This window comes from Streptomyces sp. NPDC087901, from assembly GCF_044742205.1.
Taxonomy (GTDB): Bacteria; Actinomycetota; Actinomycetes; order Streptomycetales; family Streptomycetaceae; genus Streptomyces.
On the sequence record NZ_JBIUUC010000004.1, the window covers coordinates 347,690 to 366,926 of the forward strand.

The window sequence follows — 19,237 nt, forward strand, 5'->3', positions numbered from 1 at the left end:
CGGCCGGGACGGGCGGTGAGCGTCACCGCCCGTCCCGGCCGCCCTCACCTGTCGTCGGCGAGGCGGCGGACCGCTTCCTCGTGCCGCCGCACGTACTCCGGCGCCGCTGCCACGCGCAGCAGCGCCTCCAGGGCCCGCACCGCGCCCTCGTCGTACCCGGCGCGTTCGGCCTCCGCGGCCGCCGCGTCCAGCAGCAGGACCCCCTCGTCCTCCGCGCCGAGGGCGAGCTGCGCCTCGCCGCTGACGGTCGTCAGCAGCACCCGGCGGGCCACCTCCTCGTGCTCGGGTCCGAGCGCGAAGGCGGCGCGGGCGGAGTCCAGGGCGTCCTGCGGGCGTCCCGCGGTGAGCTGCATGCGTGCGAGGTGCTGGAGGGCGAGCATCTCGGTGTGCGCGTCGGGTTCCTTCCTGGCCAGTTCCAGGGCCCGTTCGCAACCCTCCAGTGCCACGTCGAGGCCACCCTGTTCGGCCTGGACGATGGCCAGGTTGATCAGGGCCGTCGCCTCGCCGAGCCGGTCACCGGCCTGCCGGGCGAGTCCGGGCGAGGGCTCCAGCAGGGCCACGGCCTCGGCGGTCCTGCCCTCTTCCGACAGCACCCAGCCCAGCAGATTGCGCACCCGGGACTCGGCGTACGGATCGCTGCGCGCGGCAGCCGCGGCCAGGGCCAGTTCCAGAATCGGGGCCCAGCCGTCCCGTGCCCGCCACACCACGTGCGGCCACTGGAGCAGGATGATCCGCCAGGCCCGGTCCTCCAGCCCGGCGGCGCGGGCGGCGGCGGCGGCCAGAGCAAGGTCCTCGCGCTCGGCCGTGAGCCAGTCCATGGCCGCGGCCCGGTCGGTGAAGTCCCGTACGGCAGCGGGCCGGTGGAATCCGTCCGGCAGCACGAAGCACGGCTCACCGCCGGGTTCGGCCGTGTCCGCGGCGGCGAGCGCGGTGGCGATGTAGTGGTCGAGCACACCGGCCAGTGCGTCGGGCCCGGCCGCGGGGTCGAGCCCGCGGGCGTAGAGCCGCACCAGATCGTGCAGTATCCAGCGCCCGGGTCCGGCCTCGGTGACCAGATGGGCGGCGGCGAGCCGCTCCAGCGCGGCCGCGGCGACGACCGGGTCGCTGCCGGCGAGGGCGGCGGCCGTGTACGGGCCGAAGTGGCTGCCCGGATGGTGACCGAGCCGGGTGAAGTGGTGAACGGCGTCCGGCGGCAGCTGCTGCACGGTCAGCCGCAGTGCGGCGGAGACCCCGGTGTCCTCCACCGCGAGATACGTCAGCCGGCTGCGTTCGTCGGCCAGTTCATCGGCCATGTCGGCGAGCGTCCACTGCGGGCGGCCCGCCAGCCGGGCCGCCGTGACCCGCAGGGCGAGGGGCAGTCCGCCGCAGAGCTCGGCGAGCCGTTGGGCCGCCACCGGTTCGGCGGCGACTCGCTCCTCGCCCAGCACCCCGGCCAGGAGCGCGGTGCCGTCCGGGGGTTCGAGCACGTCCAGCGGCACCGGGACGGCGGCGTCCGAGGCGATGAGCCCCTCCAGCCGGTGCCTGCTGGTGATCAGCGTGACGCAGTCGGCGCCGCCCGGCAGCAACTGCCTGACCTGGGCGGAGTCGCGGACGTTGTCGAGGACGACGAGCAGGCCGAGCCGGTCCGTCAGCGAGCGGAACAGCGCCGCGGAGCCGGAGACTGACTCCGGGACCCGGCGGGGCGCGACGCCGAGCGCGAGCAGGAACTCGCGCAGGACTTCGAGGGGCGTCGGCTCACCGGTGTCGCTGAACCCGCGCAGGTCGGCGTAGAGCCGTCCGTCCGGGAAGGCCGCGGGGGACCGGCGCGCCCAGTGCAGGGCCAGCGCGGTCTTGCCCACCCCGGCGGGCCCGGTGACCAGACAGACGGGTGCCTCGCCCGCCGCGGCCCGGGAGATCGCGGTGAGTTCGGCGCCGCGCCCGTGGAAACCGCGGGGAGCGCGGGGCAGCAGATCGGTGGGGTGCGGCGGGCTGCCGGGGAGCGCCACCGGGACGCGCGGGGCGCGGGACGGCGCGGCGGTGACGGCCGCCTCGGCGAGTGCCCGGGTGGTTACGGCACCCTCGTGCGTCCCGGGTTCGCGGCGGTCCACGGACACCGGCCCGGGGCCCGGCCGCCGCTCGACCCGGGACTGCCCACCGTTCCCGGTGCCCGTCGGGCCCGGCCCACCGGGGGACCGGTCGTCCGCCGGGTCCGGATCGCCGCGCAGGATCTGCGCGTACGCGTCGGCAAGCTCGCGCCCCGGGTCGATGCCCAGCTCGTCGGCGAGCAGCCGTCGGGTGCGGTGGAACCGGTCCAGCGCCTCCGACTGCCGCCCCGACCGGTACAGCGCCGTCATCAGGGCCGCGGCGAGGGACTCCCGCATCGGATGGGCGACGGCCTCGGCCCGCAGCACCGCCGCCGCCCGGTGGTGCTCCCCCAGCACGGCGTAGGACCGCGCCAGTTGCTCGACCGTCGCCAGCCGTGACTCCTCCAGCGCGTGCGCGGCAGCCTGGAGCGGCCCGCTCGCGTACGTACCGGTCAGTGCGGGCCCCTGCCACAGCGACAGGGCCTCCTTCAGCATGAGCACGGTGTCGGCAGGGCTGCGCTGTTCCCGGGCCAGCATCAGCAGTTCCTCGAACCGCTGGGAGTCCAGCAGGGTCTCCGGCGCCCGCAGCACGTACGCGTCCCCGAGCGTGGCCAGTTCGACGCCGTACGCCTCCGCGTCCGCTCCCATCAGCAGGGCGCGCAGCCGCGAGACATGGCCCTGGATGACGGTGCGGGCGTGCATCGGTGGGTCGTCGTCCCAAAGGCAGTCCGTCAGCCACGCCATCGACACGGGTGTGTTGGCGCGCAGCAGCAGTGCGGCGAGCAGGCTGCGGCGCTTGGCGGGGCCGAGTGGCAGCGGCCCGGTCAGCGTTTCGACGCAGACCGTGCCGAGCAACCGGAACTCCACGAGCGGCTTCCCTTCCGGGTGTGACGCGCCCGGTTCCGGGTCACGGACAAGCGCCCAGAATATCGGGGATCGTGGGGCTGTGGTTCAGGGGTGCGCCCGGCGGCGGGGCGCACCCCTTCCAGGTCACAGGCGGCGTTCGTCCTCGGACACGACCGTGGTGGTGGGCGGCACGACCATGCGGCGCCGGCGCATGACGCTCGCGTAGACGAAGACGCCGATGATGCCGACGATCATCATGATCCAGCCGACCATGTCGACGTTGACGGTGTCCAGTTCCCAGTCGGTCGCGAAGGCGAGTATCGCCCCTGCACCGATGAGGATGATGCATCCTCCGAGTCCCATGAGTTCTGCCTCCTCGACGGCCGGAAGATCCGGGCCCTGTACGCAGCGGGTACCCGGTCCGCCCGCGCCCATGCTCCTCGGCCCGGAGGCGCGGGCGCTGCCGTCGTGTGCCGGTGCTCGCCCCACGGCCTTCCGCGACACGTCTCAGGCGAGGGACTTCCGCGTGGGGACGACGACCCCGTACAGGTCGGCGATCGTGGCGAGGGCGCTGTAGTGCACCTGGCCGGCGTCCAGTTCGGTGCCGGCGACCGGCAGGGAACGGGTGGCGCAGGCATCGGCCACGACGGTGGGCCGGTTGCCGCGCAGGAACGCGCCCTGAGCGGTGAACGCGACGCACATGTGGGTCATGAAGCCGGCGATGACGAGGTCGTTCCTGCCCGCGGCTTCGACGTGCTCGCCGAGGTCGGTGCCGAAGAACGCGTCCGGTGCCCGTTTGACGACGACGGTCTCGCCGTCGGCCGGTGCGACGCTCGGGTGGATCCGGCCGATCTCGGCCCGGATGTCGTACGGGGTGCCTTCACCGCCGTCGTTGATGACGTGGATGACTGTGGCGCCCGCACGGCGGGCATCTGCCAGGAGCCGGGCGGCGGCGTCGAGTGCGGACTGCCAGCCGTCCAGCTCCATCACGCCGGTCGTGTAGGTGTTCTGGTAGTCGACGAGGACGAGGGTCGAGTCGGCGAGCTTCGCGGGGGTGTCGTCGAAGCCGTTGAGCCGGCGGAGAGTCGTTCGAGGCATGGCTGTGGCACCTGGGTTCCGGGTCGGGGAGCGCGGGCCCACCGGTCCGGTGAGCTGCGCCTACGACGTTATGACCCACCTCGGCGTGTCGGCAATGTCGTCTAACATGCAGAAACCGACACCGTGTTGGGTCGGCTGACCGCAGCTGCGCCAAGACAGAGGGGGCCTCGTGAGCACCGTCGAACGACTGGTCGTCATCGTCCTCTTCGGAGGCGTCGACCTGCTCGACGTCACCGGACCGCCCGAGGTGTTCTCCCTCGCGCGCCGCGAGACGGACGAAGCGGCGGGCTACGAGGTGGTCCTCGCCGCCGAGACGATGGACCCGGTCACCACCGCCGCCGGGGTCCGGATCCTCCCCGACCTCACGTTCGACGACCTGGCGGCGAGGAGCATCGACACCCTCCTCGTGCCCGGAGCGGTGGAGGTCGACGGCCGGGGGCGCGTGCACCCGCTCACCGACCCGGCCGTGGTGCGCCGGGTGGAACAGCTGGCCGGGCGCACGCGCAGGGTGACGTCCGTCTGCGTCGGCGCGCATATTCTCGCCGCCGCCGGCCTCCTGGACGGCAAGCGGGCCACCACGCACTGGTCGACCGCGCAGCGGCTCGCCGCCGACCACCCGCTGGTCGAGGTCGACGCCGATCCGATCTTCATCCGCGCGGGGGACGTGTGGACCGGTGCGGGGATCAGCGCCTGCCTCGATCTGTCGCTCGCCCTGATCGCCGAGGACCTGGGCGAGGCCGTCGCGCTGCGGGTCGCCAGGCAGCTCGTGATGTACCTGAAGCGGCCCGGCGGGCAGAGCCAGTTCAGCGTTCCGCTGGAACAAGTCTCCACGACCCGGCGCATCGAGGATCTGCGGCACTACATCATGCGCAACATCGGCGAACCGCTCACCGTCGCGGCCCTCGCTGCGTACGGCCGGATCGGCGACCGTCAGCTCACCCGGATCTTCAAGACCGAACTCGGCACGACTCCCCACGCCTACATCGAGTCGGTCCGCGTCGAGAGGGCACGCAACCAGCTCGAATGCACCGACGCCACCCTTGAACGGATCGCGTCCGCCTGCGGGTTCGGCACCGTCGACACTCTGGTCAGGGCGTTCCGCCGCCGGCTCGACACCACACCGACCGAGTACCGGCGGCGGTTCCGGACCGGCCCGGAATGACAGTGGCTCCCCTGCCGCACGTCGACAGGGGAGCCACCGGATGTGTGTCGTCAGCCGGCCAGGAACGAAACCAGCGCGTTCGCCAGGTGGTACGGGTCGTCGGCGCCGCACAGTTCACGGGCGCTGTGCATGGACAGGATGGCCACGCCGATGTCGACCGTCTGAATGCCGTGCCGGGCGGCGGTGATCGGGCCGATCGTCGTGCCGCACGGCATCGCGTTGTTGGAGACGAACGTCTGCCACGGCACGCCCGCCTTCTCGCACGCCTCGGCGAACACGGCCCGGCCGCTGCCGTCGGTCGCGTACCGCATGTTGACGTTGACCTTGAGGATCGGTCCGCCGTTGACGACCGGGTGGTGCGTCGGGTCGTGGCGCTCCGCGTAGTTGGGGTGGATCGCGTGGCCGGTGTCCGAGGAGAGGCAGACCGTGCCGGCGAAGGCGCGCGCACGGTCCTCGTACGTACCGCCGCGGGCGAACACCGAGCGCTCCAGGACCGTCCCGAGCAGCGGTCCGTCCGCGCCGGTGTCGGACTGCGAGCCGTTCTCCTCGTGGTCGAAGGCGGCCAGCACCGGGATGTACGGGATCTCGGAGTCGGGCTGCCCGGCGACGGCGGCGAGCGCCGCGGTCGCCGCGTGTACGGAGAGCAGGTTGTCCATGCGCGGACCGGCCACCAGCTCGCGGTCACGGCCCAGGTAGGACGGTGCCTCGACGGGGTGCGGCATCAGGTCCCAGCCGGTGATGTCCTCGGCGTCGACGCCCGCCTCCTCGGCGACGAAGCGGATGAGGTCACCCTCCTCGACGTCGCCGAGTCCCCAGATGGGCTGCATGTGCTTCTGGCGGTCCAGCTTGAGTCCGTCGGTGTTGGCCGACCGGTCCAGGTGCACGGCCAGCTGCGGTACGCGCAGCAGCGGCCGGTCGATGTCGACCAGCCGGTGCGTGCCGTCGCGCAGCGAGATCCGCCCGGCGAGACCGAGGTCGCGGTCCAGCCAGGTGTTGAGGAGCGTGCCCCCGTAGATCTCCACGGCGATCTGCCGCCAGCCGTACGCGCCGGTGTCGGGCAGCGGCTTCACCCGCAGGTTCGGCGAATCGGTGTGCGCGCCGACGATCCGGAACGGGGTGTGCGCCCCGGCGCCCTCCGGCACGTACCAGGCCACGATCGCGCCGCCGCGCAGGACGTACTTCCCGCCGGTGGTTCCGTCCCAGGCCGCGGTCTCCTCGACCTGTCGGAAACCGGCCTTCTCCAGCCTCGCCGCGGCGCTCGCCACGGCGTGGTACGGGGAGGGGGCGGACATCAGGAAGGCCATCAGATCGTCGGTGTGGCCGCGGTCGAACCGGGGGGAGGAACTCATGTTCTTCACTGTAACCAGACCCGGCCGGGAGGATTCACCGTCGTCCCCCCGCTTCCCGTGCAGCTATCGTCCGGGCAGTGCCGAGGACGGCTTCTCGCCGTTCTGTGCCTGCTGGGCCCGCTCGGCGAACATCGCGGCGAAGTCCGTCACCTCCTGGTCGGAGACGGCCTTCTCGCCCTGGGTGCCGGTGCTGATGCCGAGCACGGTCGTGCCGACCCGGATCTGCGCGATGGTGGCGGGCCCGCCCATCGTGCCCATCCCGGCGCGGTTGGCCACGTGCTCCTCGCCCGGATCACCGACGTCGACCGGCACCGCGCCCACGCCGACCCGGTCCCCGCCGTAGTACTCGGCCAGTGCGTCATAGGCGGCGTCGGCGGCCTTCTCGTCCTTGTAGGCGAGCGTCCAGAAGTTGAGTGAGGTGCCGTCGGGCTTCCGTGCGTAGGCCGAGGCGCCCCAGAAGGTGATGTGGTCGCAGGCCGTCGCGCGCTTCTTCTTGTTCACCGACAGGCATACCGACGGCGGGAACTCCGGGATCGGCTCCTGGGCCTCCGGCGGCATCACGCTCCGCCAGCCCGGTACCGCCTTCGCGTCCGGCAGCACCGAGGAGACCTCCGCCTTGCCGAGCGCCTTCGAACTGCCGCCGCCGCTGCCGCCGTCCCCGCCGCCGCAGCCCGCGAGCAGCAGCGCCGCCGCCCCGGCGGCCGCGCCGCGTATGTACCACTGCTGCTTCGTCATGATCCGCTCCCCGTTCGGTTGGCAGCCGCCGGCGGCCCTGTGCGCGCGCCGCCGGGATGTGTTCTAGGCGGCGTCGAGTGCCGACGAGGGTTCCTCGCCGTTCTGCGCCTGCTGGGCCCGTTCGGCGAACATCGCCGTGACGTCCTTGGCGAAGTCCTTGTCGGCCGAGCCCGTCGCGGCGGAGCTGCCGACCCAGAGGATCACGGTGCCGACGCGGATCTGGGCGGTGAACCCGTCCGCGTTCCGGCCGGCGGTGCCCCCGGTGGCACCGCGCTCCGCGCCCACCGTGCCGATGTCGACGTTCTCGGTGCCGTTCTTGCCCCAGGTGTCCTTCCACAGGATGTCGTACGCGAGGTCGGCGTCCCGCTCGTCCTGGTAGGTGACCATCCAGAACCGGGTCTCGGCCCGGTCGTCGTCGCGCCGGAAGGAGACGGAGCCGAGGAACCGGGCCCGTTCACAGCCGGTGTTGCTCTTGTTCGGGCAGATGAGGCTCTTCCGCAGCCGCTCTGTCAGCGGTGCGGTCGACGGCGCTTCGGTCGTCTTCCAGCCGGGCATCGCCCGCACGTCGGGCAGGACCGTCCGCATGCTGCTCTGGTCGATCCAGGCCGCCTTGGCGTCCTCACCGGTGCCGGTGCCGGAGCCGCTGCCGGAACCGGTGTCCGAGGCCCCGCATCCGGCCAGCAGCAGCGCGGCCGCTCCGGCCGCCGCGCCCCGTACGTACCACCGCTTTCGCAGACCGCTCACGCGTCAGCCTCCCCTTTGCAACGGAGCCCTGCCGGACCCGGGTCCGATCATAGAGAAGGCCGCACCGGCGGTGTCCGGTGCCCGGTGGGCACACAACAGCACCGCCACCCGGGGACGGTCCCGGATGGCGGTGCTTGGGGTGACGCAGAAGGACGGACCCTCAGAACGCGGCCTCGTCCAGCTCCATCAGGGAGTTGTCCACGGCCTCGGCCAGCGCGCGCTCGGCGCCGACGCCCGGCAGGATGTTCGCGGCGAAGAACTTCGCGGCGGCGATCTTGCCCTGGTAGAAGGCGACGTCCTTCGGGGAGGCGGTCGGCAGCTTCTCGGCGGCCACGGCCGCGCTCCTGAGCAGCAGGTAACCGACGACGACATCGCCGGAAGCCAGCAGCAGGCGGGTCGAGTTGAGGCCGACCTTGTAGATGTTCTTGACGTCCTCGCCGGTCGCGGTGAGGTCGGTGATCATCGTGCCGACGATCGCCTCCAGGTCCACGGCCGCCTTCGCGAGGTGGTCCAGCGAGCCGGACAGCTCCTCGTTGCCCTGGGCGCCCGCGAGGAACTTCTTGATCTCCTCGGAGAGCGTGTTGAGCGCGGCACCCTGGTCCCGGACGATCTTCCGGAAGAAGAAGTCCTGGCCCTGGATGGCCGTCGTGCCCTCGTACAGCGTGTCGATCTTGGCGTCACGGATGTACTGCTCGATCGGGTACTCCTGGAGGTACCCGGAGCCGCCGAACGTCTGGAGCGACTGCGCCAGCTGCTCGTACGACTTCTCGGAGCCGTAGCCCTTCACGATCGGGAGCAGCAGGTCGTTGAGACCGTGCAGCGCCTTCGCGTCCTCGCCCGCGGCTTCCTTCTCCTGGATCGCGTCCTGGACGGAGGCGGTGTACAGGACGAGGGAGCGCATGCCCTCGGCGTACGCCTTCTGCGTCATCAGCGAGCGGCGCACGTCGGGGTGGTGCGTGATGGTGACCTTGGGGGCCGCCTTGTCCATGAACTGCGACAGGTCGGTGCCCTGGACGCGCTCCTTGGCGTACTCCAGCGCGTTGAGGTAGCCCGTGGAGAGCGTGGCGATGGCCTTCGTGCCGACCATCATGCGGGCGAACTCGATGATGCGGAACATCTGGCGGATGCCGTCGTGCTTGTCACCGATCAGCCAGCCCTTGGCGGGGTGCCGGTCGCCGAACGTCATCTCGCAGGTGTTGGACGCCTTGAGGCCCATCTTGTGCTCGACGTTCGTCGCGTACACGCCGTTGCGCTCGGCCAGCTCGCCGGTGGTCCAGTCGAAGTGGAACTTCGGGACCATGAAGAGCGAAAGGCCCTTGGTGCCCGGTCCCGCACCCTCGGGGCGGGCCAGCACGTAGTGAATGATGTTCTCGGACATGTCGTGCTCGCCCGAGGTGATGAAGCGCTTCACGCCCTCGATGTGCCAGGAGCCGTCCTCCTGCTCGACGGCCTTCGTCCGGCCCGCGCCGACGTCGGATCCGGCGTCCGGCTCGGTCAGCACCATCGTCGAGCCCCACTGCTTCTCGACGGCGATCTCGGCGATCTTCTTCTGCGCCTCGTTGCCCTCCTCGAAGAGGATGCCGGCGAAGGCCGGGCCGGAGGAGTACATCCACACGGCCGGGTTGGCGCCGAGCAGCAGCTCCGCGTAGCCCCAGATCAGGGAGCGCGGCGAGGTGGTGCCGCCGATCTCCTCGGGCAGGCCCAGGCGCCAGTACTCCGAGTCCATGAAGGCCTGGTAGGACTTCTTGAAGGTGTCCGGGACCGGAGCGGTGTTGGTCTCCGGGTCGAAGACCGGGGGGTTGCGGTCGGCGTCGGCGTAGGAGTCGGCGAGCTCGTTCTCCGCGAGGCGGGCGACCTCGTCGAGGATGCTCTTCGCGGTCTCGACGTCCATCTCCGCGAACGGACCGGTGCCGTACAGCTTGTCGCGCCCGAGGACCTCGAAGAGGTTGAACTCGATGTCGCGGAGATTCGACTTGTAGTGCCCCATGGGAAGGCTCCGTAATCAATAGCAGTGGCGCGCAGCGCCCCGTGGAGGGGTGAGGATCGGGCGACGGGCTGGCGGGATACCGGTCTGCCGCACTGCCGGGGACCTGGCTGGGCCCAGACGTATCAGCCGACCTCTACGATGATGCTACCCGTCAGTAATAAGACGCAACCCCTCAAGGGGCAGATGTGTCCGATTACTCTTTGCTTCATGTACGGCTACGACCAGAACCAGGGCGCACAGCAGCCGATGGGTGGCGGCTACGGCGAGCAGCCGCTGTATCCCGAACCCTCGCCGCCCTCGCTGGGCGACGCGGTACGGGCCTTCACGACCGGCTCGCTGTCCGCCGAGGACTTCCAGCAGATCTTCGCGACGTCGAAGGTGTACTGCCCGCGCGGCGACAATCCGGGCTTTCTCGCGCTGCACAACACCCAGCAGCCCGTGATCCCGATGTTCACCACGCTCAAGGAGCTGAGGCTGTACGCGGGCAAGGAGTCCAAGTACTTCGTGATCACCGGGGCCGAGGTGATCGACCTGCTGCCCACCGGCTACGGCTTCGTCCTGGACATGGAGGGTGAGCATCGCATGGTCTTCGACGCCAAGGCCGTGGAGCAGATGGTCGACTTCGCGATGCGCCGTATGTACGGCTGATCGACGACTTTTCGAGCAGCAGGGGTCCGTGCCGTCCGGCGGCGCGGGCCCCTTTCTGCTGCTCCGGCGGGTGCGGGAATGGATGACACCTTGCAGGATGTTCACCATTCAACTAAATTGGTTTCAGAACAGTCCCCCGGAGGTGGCTCCCATGCCCGCAGTGACCGTCGAAAACCCGCTGACCCTGCCCAAGGTCGCCGCCGCCGGCGACGCCGTGGCCCGTCCCGTGCTCGCCGTGACCACGGCCCCGAGCGGGTTCGAGGGCGAGGGCTTCCCGGTCCGCCGCGCCTTCGCGGGGATCAACTACAAGCACCTCGACCCGTTCATCATGATGGACCAGATGGGTGAGGTGGAGTACGCCGCCGGGGAGCCGAAGGGCACCCCGTGGCACCCCCACCGCGGCTTCGAGACCGTGACGTACCTGATCGACGGAACCTTCGTCCACCAGGACTCCAACGGGGGCGGCGGCACCATCCAGAACGGCGACACCCAGTGGATGACGGCGGGATCCGGGCTCCTGCACATCGAGGCGCCGCCGGAGTCCCTCGTCACGTCGGGCGGCCTCTTCCACGGCCTCCAGCTCTGGGTGAACCTGCCCAAGGCCGACAAGATGATGGCCCCGCGCTACCAGGACATCCGCGGCGGCCAGGTCCAGCTGCTCGCCTCGCCCGACGGCGGTGCGCTGCTCCGGGTGATCGCGGGCGAGCTCGACGGCCATGAGGGCCCGGGCGTCACCCACACCCCCATCACGATGATCCACGCCACCGTGCGCCCCGGCGCCGAGGTGACGCTGCCGTGGCGCGAGGACTTCAACGGCCTCGCGTACGTGCTGGCCGGCCGCGGCACCGTCGGCGAGGAGCGCCGTCCCGTCCACATGGGCCAGACCGCGGTCTTCGGTACGGGCTCCTCGCTGACCGTCCGCGCGGACGAGCAGCAGGACGGCCACACCCCGGACCTGGAGGTCGTGCTGCTCGGCGGGCGTCCCATCCGGGAGCCGATGGCGCACTACGGGCCGTTCGTGATGAACAGCCAGGCCGAACTGAAGCAGGCCTTCGAGGACTTCCAGGCCGGCCGCCTCGGCACGGTTCCCGCAGTCCACGGAATGTGAGCCCCGCAGCCGCCGTATGACGGTCCATCACTCGTACGGCGGCTCGGACGGGACACCGCACCCTTGCTGTGATCGGGTGAGAGGGTGCAGACCCAGAAGCCCCTCCTGCCCGACGCGGCCCGGCGCACGGCTGCCTGGTGCGGTGTCGTCCTGCTGGTCGCCGGTGTCGCGGGCGTCGCCATTTTCCTGTGCATCAGCCTCAAGACCGCCGTCACACCGGTCCTCCTCGCGCTGCTCGGTACGGCGCTGCTCGGCCCGGTCCACCGGCGGATGACCACCCACGGGGTGAACCGCTCGGTGGCCGCCGGGGTCACCTGCGCCCTGCTCGTCGCCGTGGTCGGCGGAGCGGGGTACATCGTCGTCTCGGCGCTCATCGAGACCGGCTCCCAGATCGTGGACTCGCTGAAGGACGCCGGACAGTGGGTCGTCGACCACTTCGGGGTCGCTGACGGCGTCAACGTCGCCGATCTCGCGGCCAGTGCCAGGAACCTCGTCGAGAAGTTCGGCGCGAGCGCCGCGGGCGGGCTCCTCAGCGGGCTCACCCTGGTCGGCTCGCTCATCGCCACCAGTGTCCTTGCCCTGCTGCTGACCTTCTTCTTCCTGCGCGACTCCGACCGGGCCGTGAAACTCGCGCACACCATCGCCCCGCGCGGCACCGGTGACCTGGTCGAGGCGATGGGCCGACGGGCCTTCGAGGCCGTCGAGGGCTTCATGCGCGGGACGACGCTCATCGCCCTGATCGACGCCTTGTGCATCACGGTCGGCCTGCTGATCCTGCGCGTGCCCGGCGCGGTGGGGCTCGGTGCGCTGGTCCTGGTCGGGGCCTACATCCCGTACCTCGGTGCGTTCATCTCCGGGGCCGTCGCGGTCCTGGTGGCACTGGCGGACCGGGGGGTGGTGATCGCGCTCTGGGCTCTCGGGGTCGTCGTGGCCGTCCAGGTGCTGGAAGGACATGTGCTGCAGCCGATGATCCAGAGCCGGACGGTTCAGATGCACCCCGCGATGATCATGATCGCGCTGACGGCGGGGGCGAGCGTGGCGGGTCTGCTGGGAATGCTGCTCGCGGTTCCGGTGTGCGCCGCGGCCTTCGGGATCATCGGCGAACTGCGCAACGGCCGCACCGAGGCCCCGGAGGCAGCCGCCGGACCGTCCGGGGAGCCATCGCCGTAAAGGCCCGTCCGCCGCGGCTTCCACGGCTCCTACGGCTCCTGCCACGGCTCCACCGACTCGTACAGCTCGAACCAGATCGACTTCCCCGCGCCCCGCGGATCCACCCCCCAGGCGTCGGCGAGCATCTCCATCAGCAACAGGCCCCGGCCGCTGGACGCCATCTCGCCGGGCCGCCGCTTGTGCGGCAGCTCGTCACTGCCGTCGGACATCTCGACCCGCAGCCGCCGCTCCCCGTGCTCCCCGGTCGCCTGCGCGACCATCAGCGCGTCGCCGTCCGTGTGGACCAGCACGTTGGTGGCCATCTCGGACACCATCAGCACGGCCGAGTCGACCTGCTCCGGGTCCGCCCAGTCGTGCAGCATCTCGCGCAGCAGCTGCCGGGCCGCGGCGATCCGCTCCGGTTCGGCCTGGGCGATGGTCAGCGCGGTCCGCCGGGGCGCCGTCGGGTGCGCGGTGGAGATCTCGCGCCGCAGCAGCAGGACCGCTATGTCGTCCTCGCGCCGGTCGGCGAGCGGCCCCGTCGTGTAGTGCGAGGCCGGCCCGTGCACGGCTTGCACCAGCTCGTCCGCGAGCTTCTCCAGATCGCCGTTGTGCCGCTCCAGGATCGGCCGGAGCCGGACCCAGCCGGTGGCCAGGTCGTGCCCGCCGGTCTCGATCAGCCCGTCCGTGCACAGCATGATCGTTTCTCCGGCCTCCAGCGTGATCCGGGTCGTGGGATAGTTCGCGTCGGCCTCGATGCCGAGCGGCAGCCCGCCCTCGGTCTGGCGGATGACGGCGGTCCCGTCGCCGGTCATGACCACGGGGTCGGGATGGCCGGCCCGCGCGATGTCGAGGGTGCCTGTGTCCGGGTCCGCCTCCGCGTACAGACAGGTCGCGAAGCGGGCCCCCGTCTGCTCGCCGTCCTCGTACGCGTCGGTGAGCCCGGACAGGAAGCGCGAGGCGCGGGAGAGCACCGCGTCCGGGCGGTGCCCCTCGGAGGCGTACGCGCGCAGGGCGATCCGCAACTGCCCCATCAGCCCCGCGGCGCGCACGTCATGCCCCTGGACGTCGCCGATGACGAGGGCGATGCGGCCGTTGGGGAGCGGGATCATGTCGTACCAGTCGCCGCCGACCTGGAGGCCGCCCCCGGTCGGGATGTAGCGGGCGGCCACCGTCATCCCCGGGATGGCGGGCCCCAGGGACGGCATCATCGAGCGCTGGAGCCCCAGCGACAGCTCCCGCTCCGTCTCGGCGACCCCGGCCCTGGCGAGGGCCTGGGCGAGCATCCGGGCCACGGTCGTCAGCACCGAGCGCTCGTCCGGCGAGAACGACACCGGATGCCGGAACCCGGCCATCCAGGTGCCCATCGTGCGCCCCGCCGTGATCAGCGGCAGAAAGGCCCAGGAGCGGCGTCCGAACCGCCGGGCCAGCGGCCACGTGGCCGGATAGCGGTCGCGGTAGTCGTCGACCGTCGGCAGATAGACCGCCCGCCCGGTCCGTACGACCTCGGCGGCCGGGTAGTCGGTCTCCAGCGGCATGTCGCTGAACGGGCCCTCGTCGCCCATGTTGTGCCCGTGGTGCCCGACGATCGTCAGCCGTTCGCCCTCGACCCCGAAGACCGCCAGCCCGTCCGGTGAGAAGCCGGGCATGGAGAGCGAGTAGGCCACCCGCAGCACCTCCGCCGTCGACCGGGCCTCGGCCAGTGCCCGTCCCGCGTCGAGCAGGAACGCCTCGCGCGAACGCCGCCAGTCGCCGGTGATCGGGGTGTGTGCCCCGGTGGTGCCGGGCTGCGGCTCGGCGACCTCCTGGAGGGTGCCGACCAGCACGTAGTCCGTCTCGTTGCCCTCGGACGGCAGGGGCTTGGAGCGGCTGCGTACGGTACGCAGCACCCGGCCGCGCTCGTCCACGATCCGCAGCCGGGCCTCGGCGAGCGTGCCCTCGGCGACCGCTAGGTTCACCACCCCGTAGATCTCGTTCCAGTCGACGGGATGGAAGCGGGAGCGTACTTCCGACTCACGGAAGACACCGGCCTCGGCGGGCAGCTCGAGCATCCGGGCCGCTTCCGCGTCCAGCGTGACCGTCCCGGCTCCGTTGTCCCAGCGCCAAAGTCCGGTCGCGGTCGCGGCCAGGACATCCTCGGTGCGCATTGCCCCACTTTAAACCGGCCTGTGCCCTCGGGGCAGCGCCGCGGGTCCTTCGGCGATCTTGATACGGACAATGACAATGAAACGGTCCGGTCGCGGGCGGTAGCCTGGGGTGGCTGAATCATCCCCCAACCGCGAAGACTGGATGAACGACGATGCATCGGTACAGGTCCCACACCTGCGGCGAGCTCCGCGCCTCTGACGTCGGCACCGACGTCCGGCTGAGCGGCTGGCTGCACAATCGCCGAGACCTGGGTGGCATCCTCTTCATCGATCTGCGCGACCACTACGGTCTGGTGCAGCTCGTCGCCCGCCCCGGCACCCCCGGCAACGACGCCCTGGCGAAGCTGACCAAGGAGACCGTCGTACGGATCGACGGCAAGGTCTCCGCCCGCGGCGCCGACAACGTCAACCCGGAGCTCTCGACCGGCGAGATCGAGATCGAGGTCACCGAGGTCGAGGTGCTGGGCGAGGCCGCCCCGCTGCCCTTCACGATCAACGCCGAGGACGGGGTCAACGAGGAGCGGCGCCTGGAGTACCGCTTCCTCGACCTGCGCCGCGAGCGCATGCACCGCAACATCATGCTGCGCTCGTCCGTCATCGCCTCCATCCGCTCCAAGATGGTGGCCCTCGGCTTCAACGAGATGGCGACCCCGATCCTCGCCGCGACGTCCCCCGAGGGCGCACGTGACTTCGTGGTCCCGTCCCGCCTGAACCCGGGCAAGTTCTACGCCCTTCCGCAGGCGCCGCAGCAGTTCAAGCAGCTGCTGATGATCTCCGGCTTCGACCGCTACTTCCAGATCGCGCCGTGCTTCCGCGACGAGGACGCACGCGCCGACCGTTCGCCCGGCGAGTTCTACCAGCTCGACGTCGAGATGTCGTTCGTCGAGCAGGAGGACGTCTTCCAGCCGATCGAGAAGCTCATGACCGAGCTCTTCGAGGAGTACGGCAACGGGCGCCACGTCACCTCGCCGTTCCCGCGCATCCCGTTCCGCGAGTCGATGCTGAAGTACGGCAACGACAAGCCGGACCTGCGGGCCAAGCTGGAGCTCGTCGACATCTCCGACATCTTCGCGGACTCGGAGTTCAAGGCCTTCGCCGGCAAGCACGTCCGTGCGCTCCCGGTGCCGGACACCGCGGGCCAGTCCCGGAAGTTCTTCGACGGCCTCGGTGCGTACGCGGTCGAGCACGGCGCCAAGGGCCTGGCCTGGGTCCGCGTCGGCGAGGACGGCACGCTGGCGGGCCCGATCGCCAAGTTCCTCACCGAGACGGACATCAAGACCCTCACCGAGCGTCTGTCCCTCGTTCCCGGCCACGCCGTCTTCTTCGGCGCGGGCGAGTTCGACGAGGTCTCCAAGATCATGTCCGTCGTCCGCGTCGAGGCCGCCAAGCGCGCCGGCCACTTCGAGGAGGGCGTCTTCCGCTTCTGCTGGATCGTCGACTTCCCGATGTACGAGAAGGACGAGGACACCGGCAAGATCGACTTCTCGCACAACCCGTTCTCCATGCCTCAGGGCGGCATGAAGGACCTGGAGGAGAAGGACCCGCTCGACATCCTGGCGTGGCAGTACGACATCGTCTGCAACGGCATCGAGCTGTCCTCCGGCGCCATCCGTAACCACGAGCCCGAGGTCATGCTGAAGGCCTTCGCGATCGCCGGTTACGAGGCGGAGACCGTCGAGAGGGAGTTCGCGGGCATGCTGCGCGCGTTCCGCCTCGGCGCCCCGCCGCACGGTGGCATCGCCCCGGGCGTCGACCGCATCGTGATGCTGCTGGCCGACGAGCCCAACATCCGGGAGACGATCGCCTTCCCGCTCAACGGCAACGCCCAGGACCTGATGATGGGCGCCCCGAGCGAGCTGGACGAGACCCGGCTGCGCGAGCTGAACATCCAGCTCCGCAAGCCGGTGGCACCGGCCAAGGAGAAGGCGGAGGCCAAGGACTCCGTGGCGAGGGACACCGGCGCGAAGTAGGCGTCAGCAGTTCCGCTTCGGTTCCACGTGAAACAGTCCTCGGCCGCCCGGCCGGGGACTGTTCTCGTGTGCACGGTGTACGCACAGGAACGCACAGCCCGCGCTCACGCCCCTGCCAGCTGGGCTGCCTAGCCTCCCCGTCATGACAGAGAATCAGGGACCCGCACACAAGAAGAACTTGACCCGGCGCCGGATGATGATCGCCGGCGGCGCGGTCGTCGCCGCGGCCGGGATAGGGGCCGGCGCCGTCGCGAACGCCTCGACGGGCGAGGGCGGTGGCGGCAGCGGGAAGGAGGCCGCCGGACAGGGCGAGGCGTGTTACCGGCTCACCTCGGAGACCACCGAGGGCCCGTACTACATCGACGCCGACAAGATCCGCAAGGACATCACCGAGGACAAGGAGGGCATCCCGATGACCCTCCGGCTCAAGGTGATCGACACCGACACCTGCGAGCCCGTCAGGCAGGCGGCCGTTGACATCTGGCACTGCGACGCCCTGGGCGTCTACTCCGGCTACGAGAGCATGAGCCAGGGCGGCCCCGGCGGCGGTGGCACCCCGCCGAGTGGCGCCCCCACGGACGCCCCGACCGGTACCCCGACGGGCACCCCCACCGGTACGCCCCCGTCCGGCGGCCCCGGCGGTGGCGGTGGCGGACACAGCGAACCGACCGACGACGAGCGCTACCTGCGTGGCACCCGGCTCACCGACAAGCACGGCTACGTGGAGTTCAAGACGATCTTCCCGGGCTGGTACCAGGGCCGCGCCGTGCACATTCACACCAAGGTGCACGTCGGCGGGAAGATGACCGACGCCGGCTACGAGGGCGGGCACACCTGCCACACCGGCCAGTTCTTCTTCGCGGAGTCCGCGGTCCTCGATTCGGCGAAGGCCGCACCGTACTCCACCAGCACCACCACCCGTACGACCCTGACCGAGGACACCATCTACGACCAGAGCGGTGTCACGGGCGGGCTGCTGAAGCTCTCGTACCGGAAGAAGAACATCGAGCGCGGCGTCGTCGGCTCGATCACCATGGGCGTGGACCAGGACGAGACGCACGACGGAACGGGGATGTGATCACCCCGCACTGATCCGCACTGATCCGCACGCACCGCCGCAGCCTCCTGAGGCCTCCGTTCCCCCGCGGAGACGAAGGGCCCGGAACCGAAGCACCCGGTTCCGGGCCCTTCGTGCTGCCCGGTGACACATGGCTGCGCACATACAAGTACATGAATCACCCGAACGGTGAGACCCGGATGGCCCCAGCGCCGGATTGACGGGCTCCGGCTGCGGCAAAGACTGCCTGGGCCGACCTCGGCACAGCGGACCCCCGGCCCGTGTCCGCAGAGCCCGCACCCGGCCACTTACCGCAGAGGAGCCCTCCGTGCCCGTGCCCCGTTCGCGCGTTCCGCTGCGCCTCCCGTACGTCGTCTGCGCCGCCCTCCTGCTGCTGCTGGCCGGGTGCGGGTCGGTCTCGCTCGCCGGTATGGACGGGGGTGGTGCCACCACGAAGACCGCGGGTGCCACCGGCGTACCGGGACCGCCCGGGGCCGCCGCCGCAGCGCCCGCACCGTCACTGCCGCCGGCCCCGCCACGGGAGATCCCCGGGCTCGGGCCGCGGACACGGGCGCAGATTCCGGCAGGTGCCCGTCAGGCGTTCGTCGTGACCGGCGAGTCACCGGACTCCAATCGCTCCACGGCCGTGCTCTACACCCGGGACGACCTCGCCAGGGGCTGGCGGGCGGCCCTCGCTCCCTGGCCCGCCCACAACGCCCTGAACGGCTGGACGGCGGAGCACTGGGAGGGCGATCTGCGCTCACCCGTCGGCGTCTTCACCCTGACCGCGGCGGGCGGCCGCCTCGACCCTCCGGCGACAGCCTTCCCGTACGACCTGAACCCGGACTTCAAGGTGGAGGGCGAGGGCTTCCACGGGGAGCCGCTGGAGGGGTCGTTCGACTACGTCATCGCCATCGACTACAACCGCGTCCCCGGCGCCTCGCCCCTCGACCAGACCCGCCCCCTGGGCGACGAACGCGGCGGCGGCATCTGGATCCACGTCGACCACGGCGGCCCCACCCAGGGCTGCGTCTCGGTCACCGAGGAGCGGATGAAGGAGCTGCTGGGCGTCCTCGACCCGGTGAAGGAGCCGGTCATCGTGATGGGGGACGCGGCGGCGCTGAGCCGCTGAAAGCGACCGCGCGCCGGGGCGGCAGACCGGCTGCGGACCGAG

At 71.0% G+C, this 19,237-nt stretch carries 15 protein-coding genes; 7 read left to right on the plus strand and 8 right to left on the minus strand.

The genetic code is table 11. The features are described from left to right. Positions 1 to 44: 44 nt before the first annotated feature. The 3 genes from ACIOEW_RS15300 to ACIOEW_RS15310 form a co-directional block, all read right to left on the minus strand. On the minus strand, positions 45 to 2,930 hold the full coding sequence (locus ACIOEW_RS15300) for a BTAD domain-containing putative transcriptional regulator (protein WP_401964195.1): 2,886 nt from the start codon (positions 2,928 to 2,930) through the stop codon (positions 45 to 47). A gap of 123 nt (positions 2,931 to 3,053) precedes the next feature. Continuing rightward, positions 3,054 to 3,272, minus strand: coding sequence for a DUF6458 family protein (locus ACIOEW_RS15305; RefSeq protein ID WP_350990434.1), 219 nt, complete (start codon positions 3,270 to 3,272; stop codon positions 3,054 to 3,056). A 144-nt stretch (positions 3,273 to 3,416) separates the two neighbouring features. Beyond that, positions 3,417 to 4,007 (minus strand): cysteine hydrolase family protein, encoded by a 591-nt coding sequence (locus tag ACIOEW_RS15310; RefSeq protein WP_401964197.1) that lies wholly within the window; start codon positions 4,005 to 4,007, stop codon positions 3,417 to 3,419. Positions 4,008 to 4,176: 169 nt separating this feature from the next. Here ACIOEW_RS15310 and ACIOEW_RS15315 point away from each other — a divergent pair, with 169 nt between their 5' ends. Continuing rightward, the gene (locus ACIOEW_RS15315; protein ID WP_401964199.1) at positions 4,177 to 5,169 is read left to right on the plus strand and encodes a GlxA family transcriptional regulator; all 993 of its coding nucleotides are present in this window, start codon (positions 4,177 to 4,179) and stop codon (positions 5,167 to 5,169) included. A 50-nt stretch (positions 5,170 to 5,219) separates the two neighbouring features. On the opposite strand, the gene ACIOEW_RS15320 is transcribed toward ACIOEW_RS15315, so the two are convergent. From ACIOEW_RS15320 to ACIOEW_RS15335, 4 genes are all read right to left on the minus strand, one after another. Further along, on the minus strand, positions 5,220 to 6,518 hold the full coding sequence (locus ACIOEW_RS15320; protein ID WP_362539746.1) for a M18 family aminopeptidase: 1,299 nt from the start codon (positions 6,516 to 6,518) through the stop codon (positions 5,220 to 5,222). A 63-nt stretch (positions 6,519 to 6,581) separates the two neighbouring features. Beyond that, positions 6,582 to 7,253 carry a hypothetical protein gene (locus ACIOEW_RS15325; protein ID WP_401964201.1) on the minus strand — a complete coding sequence of 224 codons (672 nt, stop codon included), beginning with the start codon at positions 7,251 to 7,253 and terminating at the stop codon, positions 6,582 to 6,584. A 63-nt stretch (positions 7,254 to 7,316) separates the two neighbouring features. Further along, positions 7,317 to 7,997: a hypothetical protein gene (locus ACIOEW_RS15330; RefSeq protein WP_401964203.1), complete on the minus strand. Its 681-nt coding sequence runs from the start codon at positions 7,995 to 7,997 to the stop codon at positions 7,317 to 7,319. Between the two features lie 160 nt (positions 7,998 to 8,157). Beyond that, positions 8,158 to 9,984, minus strand: a complete 1,827-nt coding sequence (locus ACIOEW_RS15335) for an acyl-CoA dehydrogenase (RefSeq protein ID WP_362539737.1) — start codon at positions 9,982 to 9,984, stop codon at positions 8,158 to 8,160. Between the two features lie 207 nt (positions 9,985 to 10,191). Here ACIOEW_RS15335 and ACIOEW_RS15340 point away from each other — a divergent pair, with 207 nt between their 5' ends. From ACIOEW_RS15340 to ACIOEW_RS15350, 3 genes are all read left to right on the plus strand, one after another. Next, a complete protein-coding gene (locus ACIOEW_RS15340) occupies positions 10,192 to 10,632 on the plus strand; it encodes an SseB family protein (protein WP_136207169.1) in 441 nt (146 codons plus the stop codon). 151 nt (positions 10,633 to 10,783) lie between these two features. Next, a complete protein-coding gene (locus tag ACIOEW_RS15345) occupies positions 10,784 to 11,740 on the plus strand; it encodes a pirin family protein (protein ID WP_362539734.1) in 957 nt (318 codons plus the stop codon). A gap of 84 nt (positions 11,741 to 11,824) precedes the next feature. Further along, positions 11,825 to 12,910, plus strand: a complete 1,086-nt coding sequence (locus ACIOEW_RS15350; RefSeq protein WP_401964205.1) for an AI-2E family transporter — start codon at positions 11,825 to 11,827, stop codon at positions 12,908 to 12,910. 29 nt (positions 12,911 to 12,939) lie between these two features. On the opposite strand, the gene ACIOEW_RS15355 is transcribed toward ACIOEW_RS15350, so the two are convergent. Continuing rightward, positions 12,940 to 15,036 (minus strand): SpoIIE family protein phosphatase, encoded by a 2,097-nt coding sequence (locus tag ACIOEW_RS15355; protein ID WP_362539728.1) that lies wholly within the window; start codon positions 15,034 to 15,036, stop codon positions 12,940 to 12,942. Between the two features lie 152 nt (positions 15,037 to 15,188). On the opposite strand from ACIOEW_RS15355, the gene aspS reads away from it, so the two are divergent. The 3 genes from aspS (at position 15,189) to ACIOEW_RS15370 (ending at position 19,195) form a co-directional block, all read left to right on the plus strand. Continuing rightward, positions 15,189 to 17,006, plus strand: a complete 1,818-nt coding sequence (gene aspS / locus ACIOEW_RS15360; protein WP_350990420.1) for an aspartate--tRNA ligase — start codon at positions 15,189 to 15,191, stop codon at positions 17,004 to 17,006. A gap of 142 nt (positions 17,007 to 17,148) precedes the next feature. Then, on the plus strand, positions 17,149 to 18,084 hold the full coding sequence (locus ACIOEW_RS15365) for an intradiol ring-cleavage dioxygenase (protein ID WP_401964207.1): 936 nt from the start codon (positions 17,149 to 17,151) through the stop codon (positions 18,082 to 18,084). Positions 18,085 to 18,391: 307 nt separating this feature from the next. After that, a complete protein-coding gene (locus ACIOEW_RS15370; RefSeq protein WP_401964208.1) occupies positions 18,392 to 19,195 on the plus strand; it encodes a L,D-transpeptidase family protein in 804 nt (267 codons plus the stop codon). Positions 19,196 to 19,237: the final 42 nt, after the last annotated feature.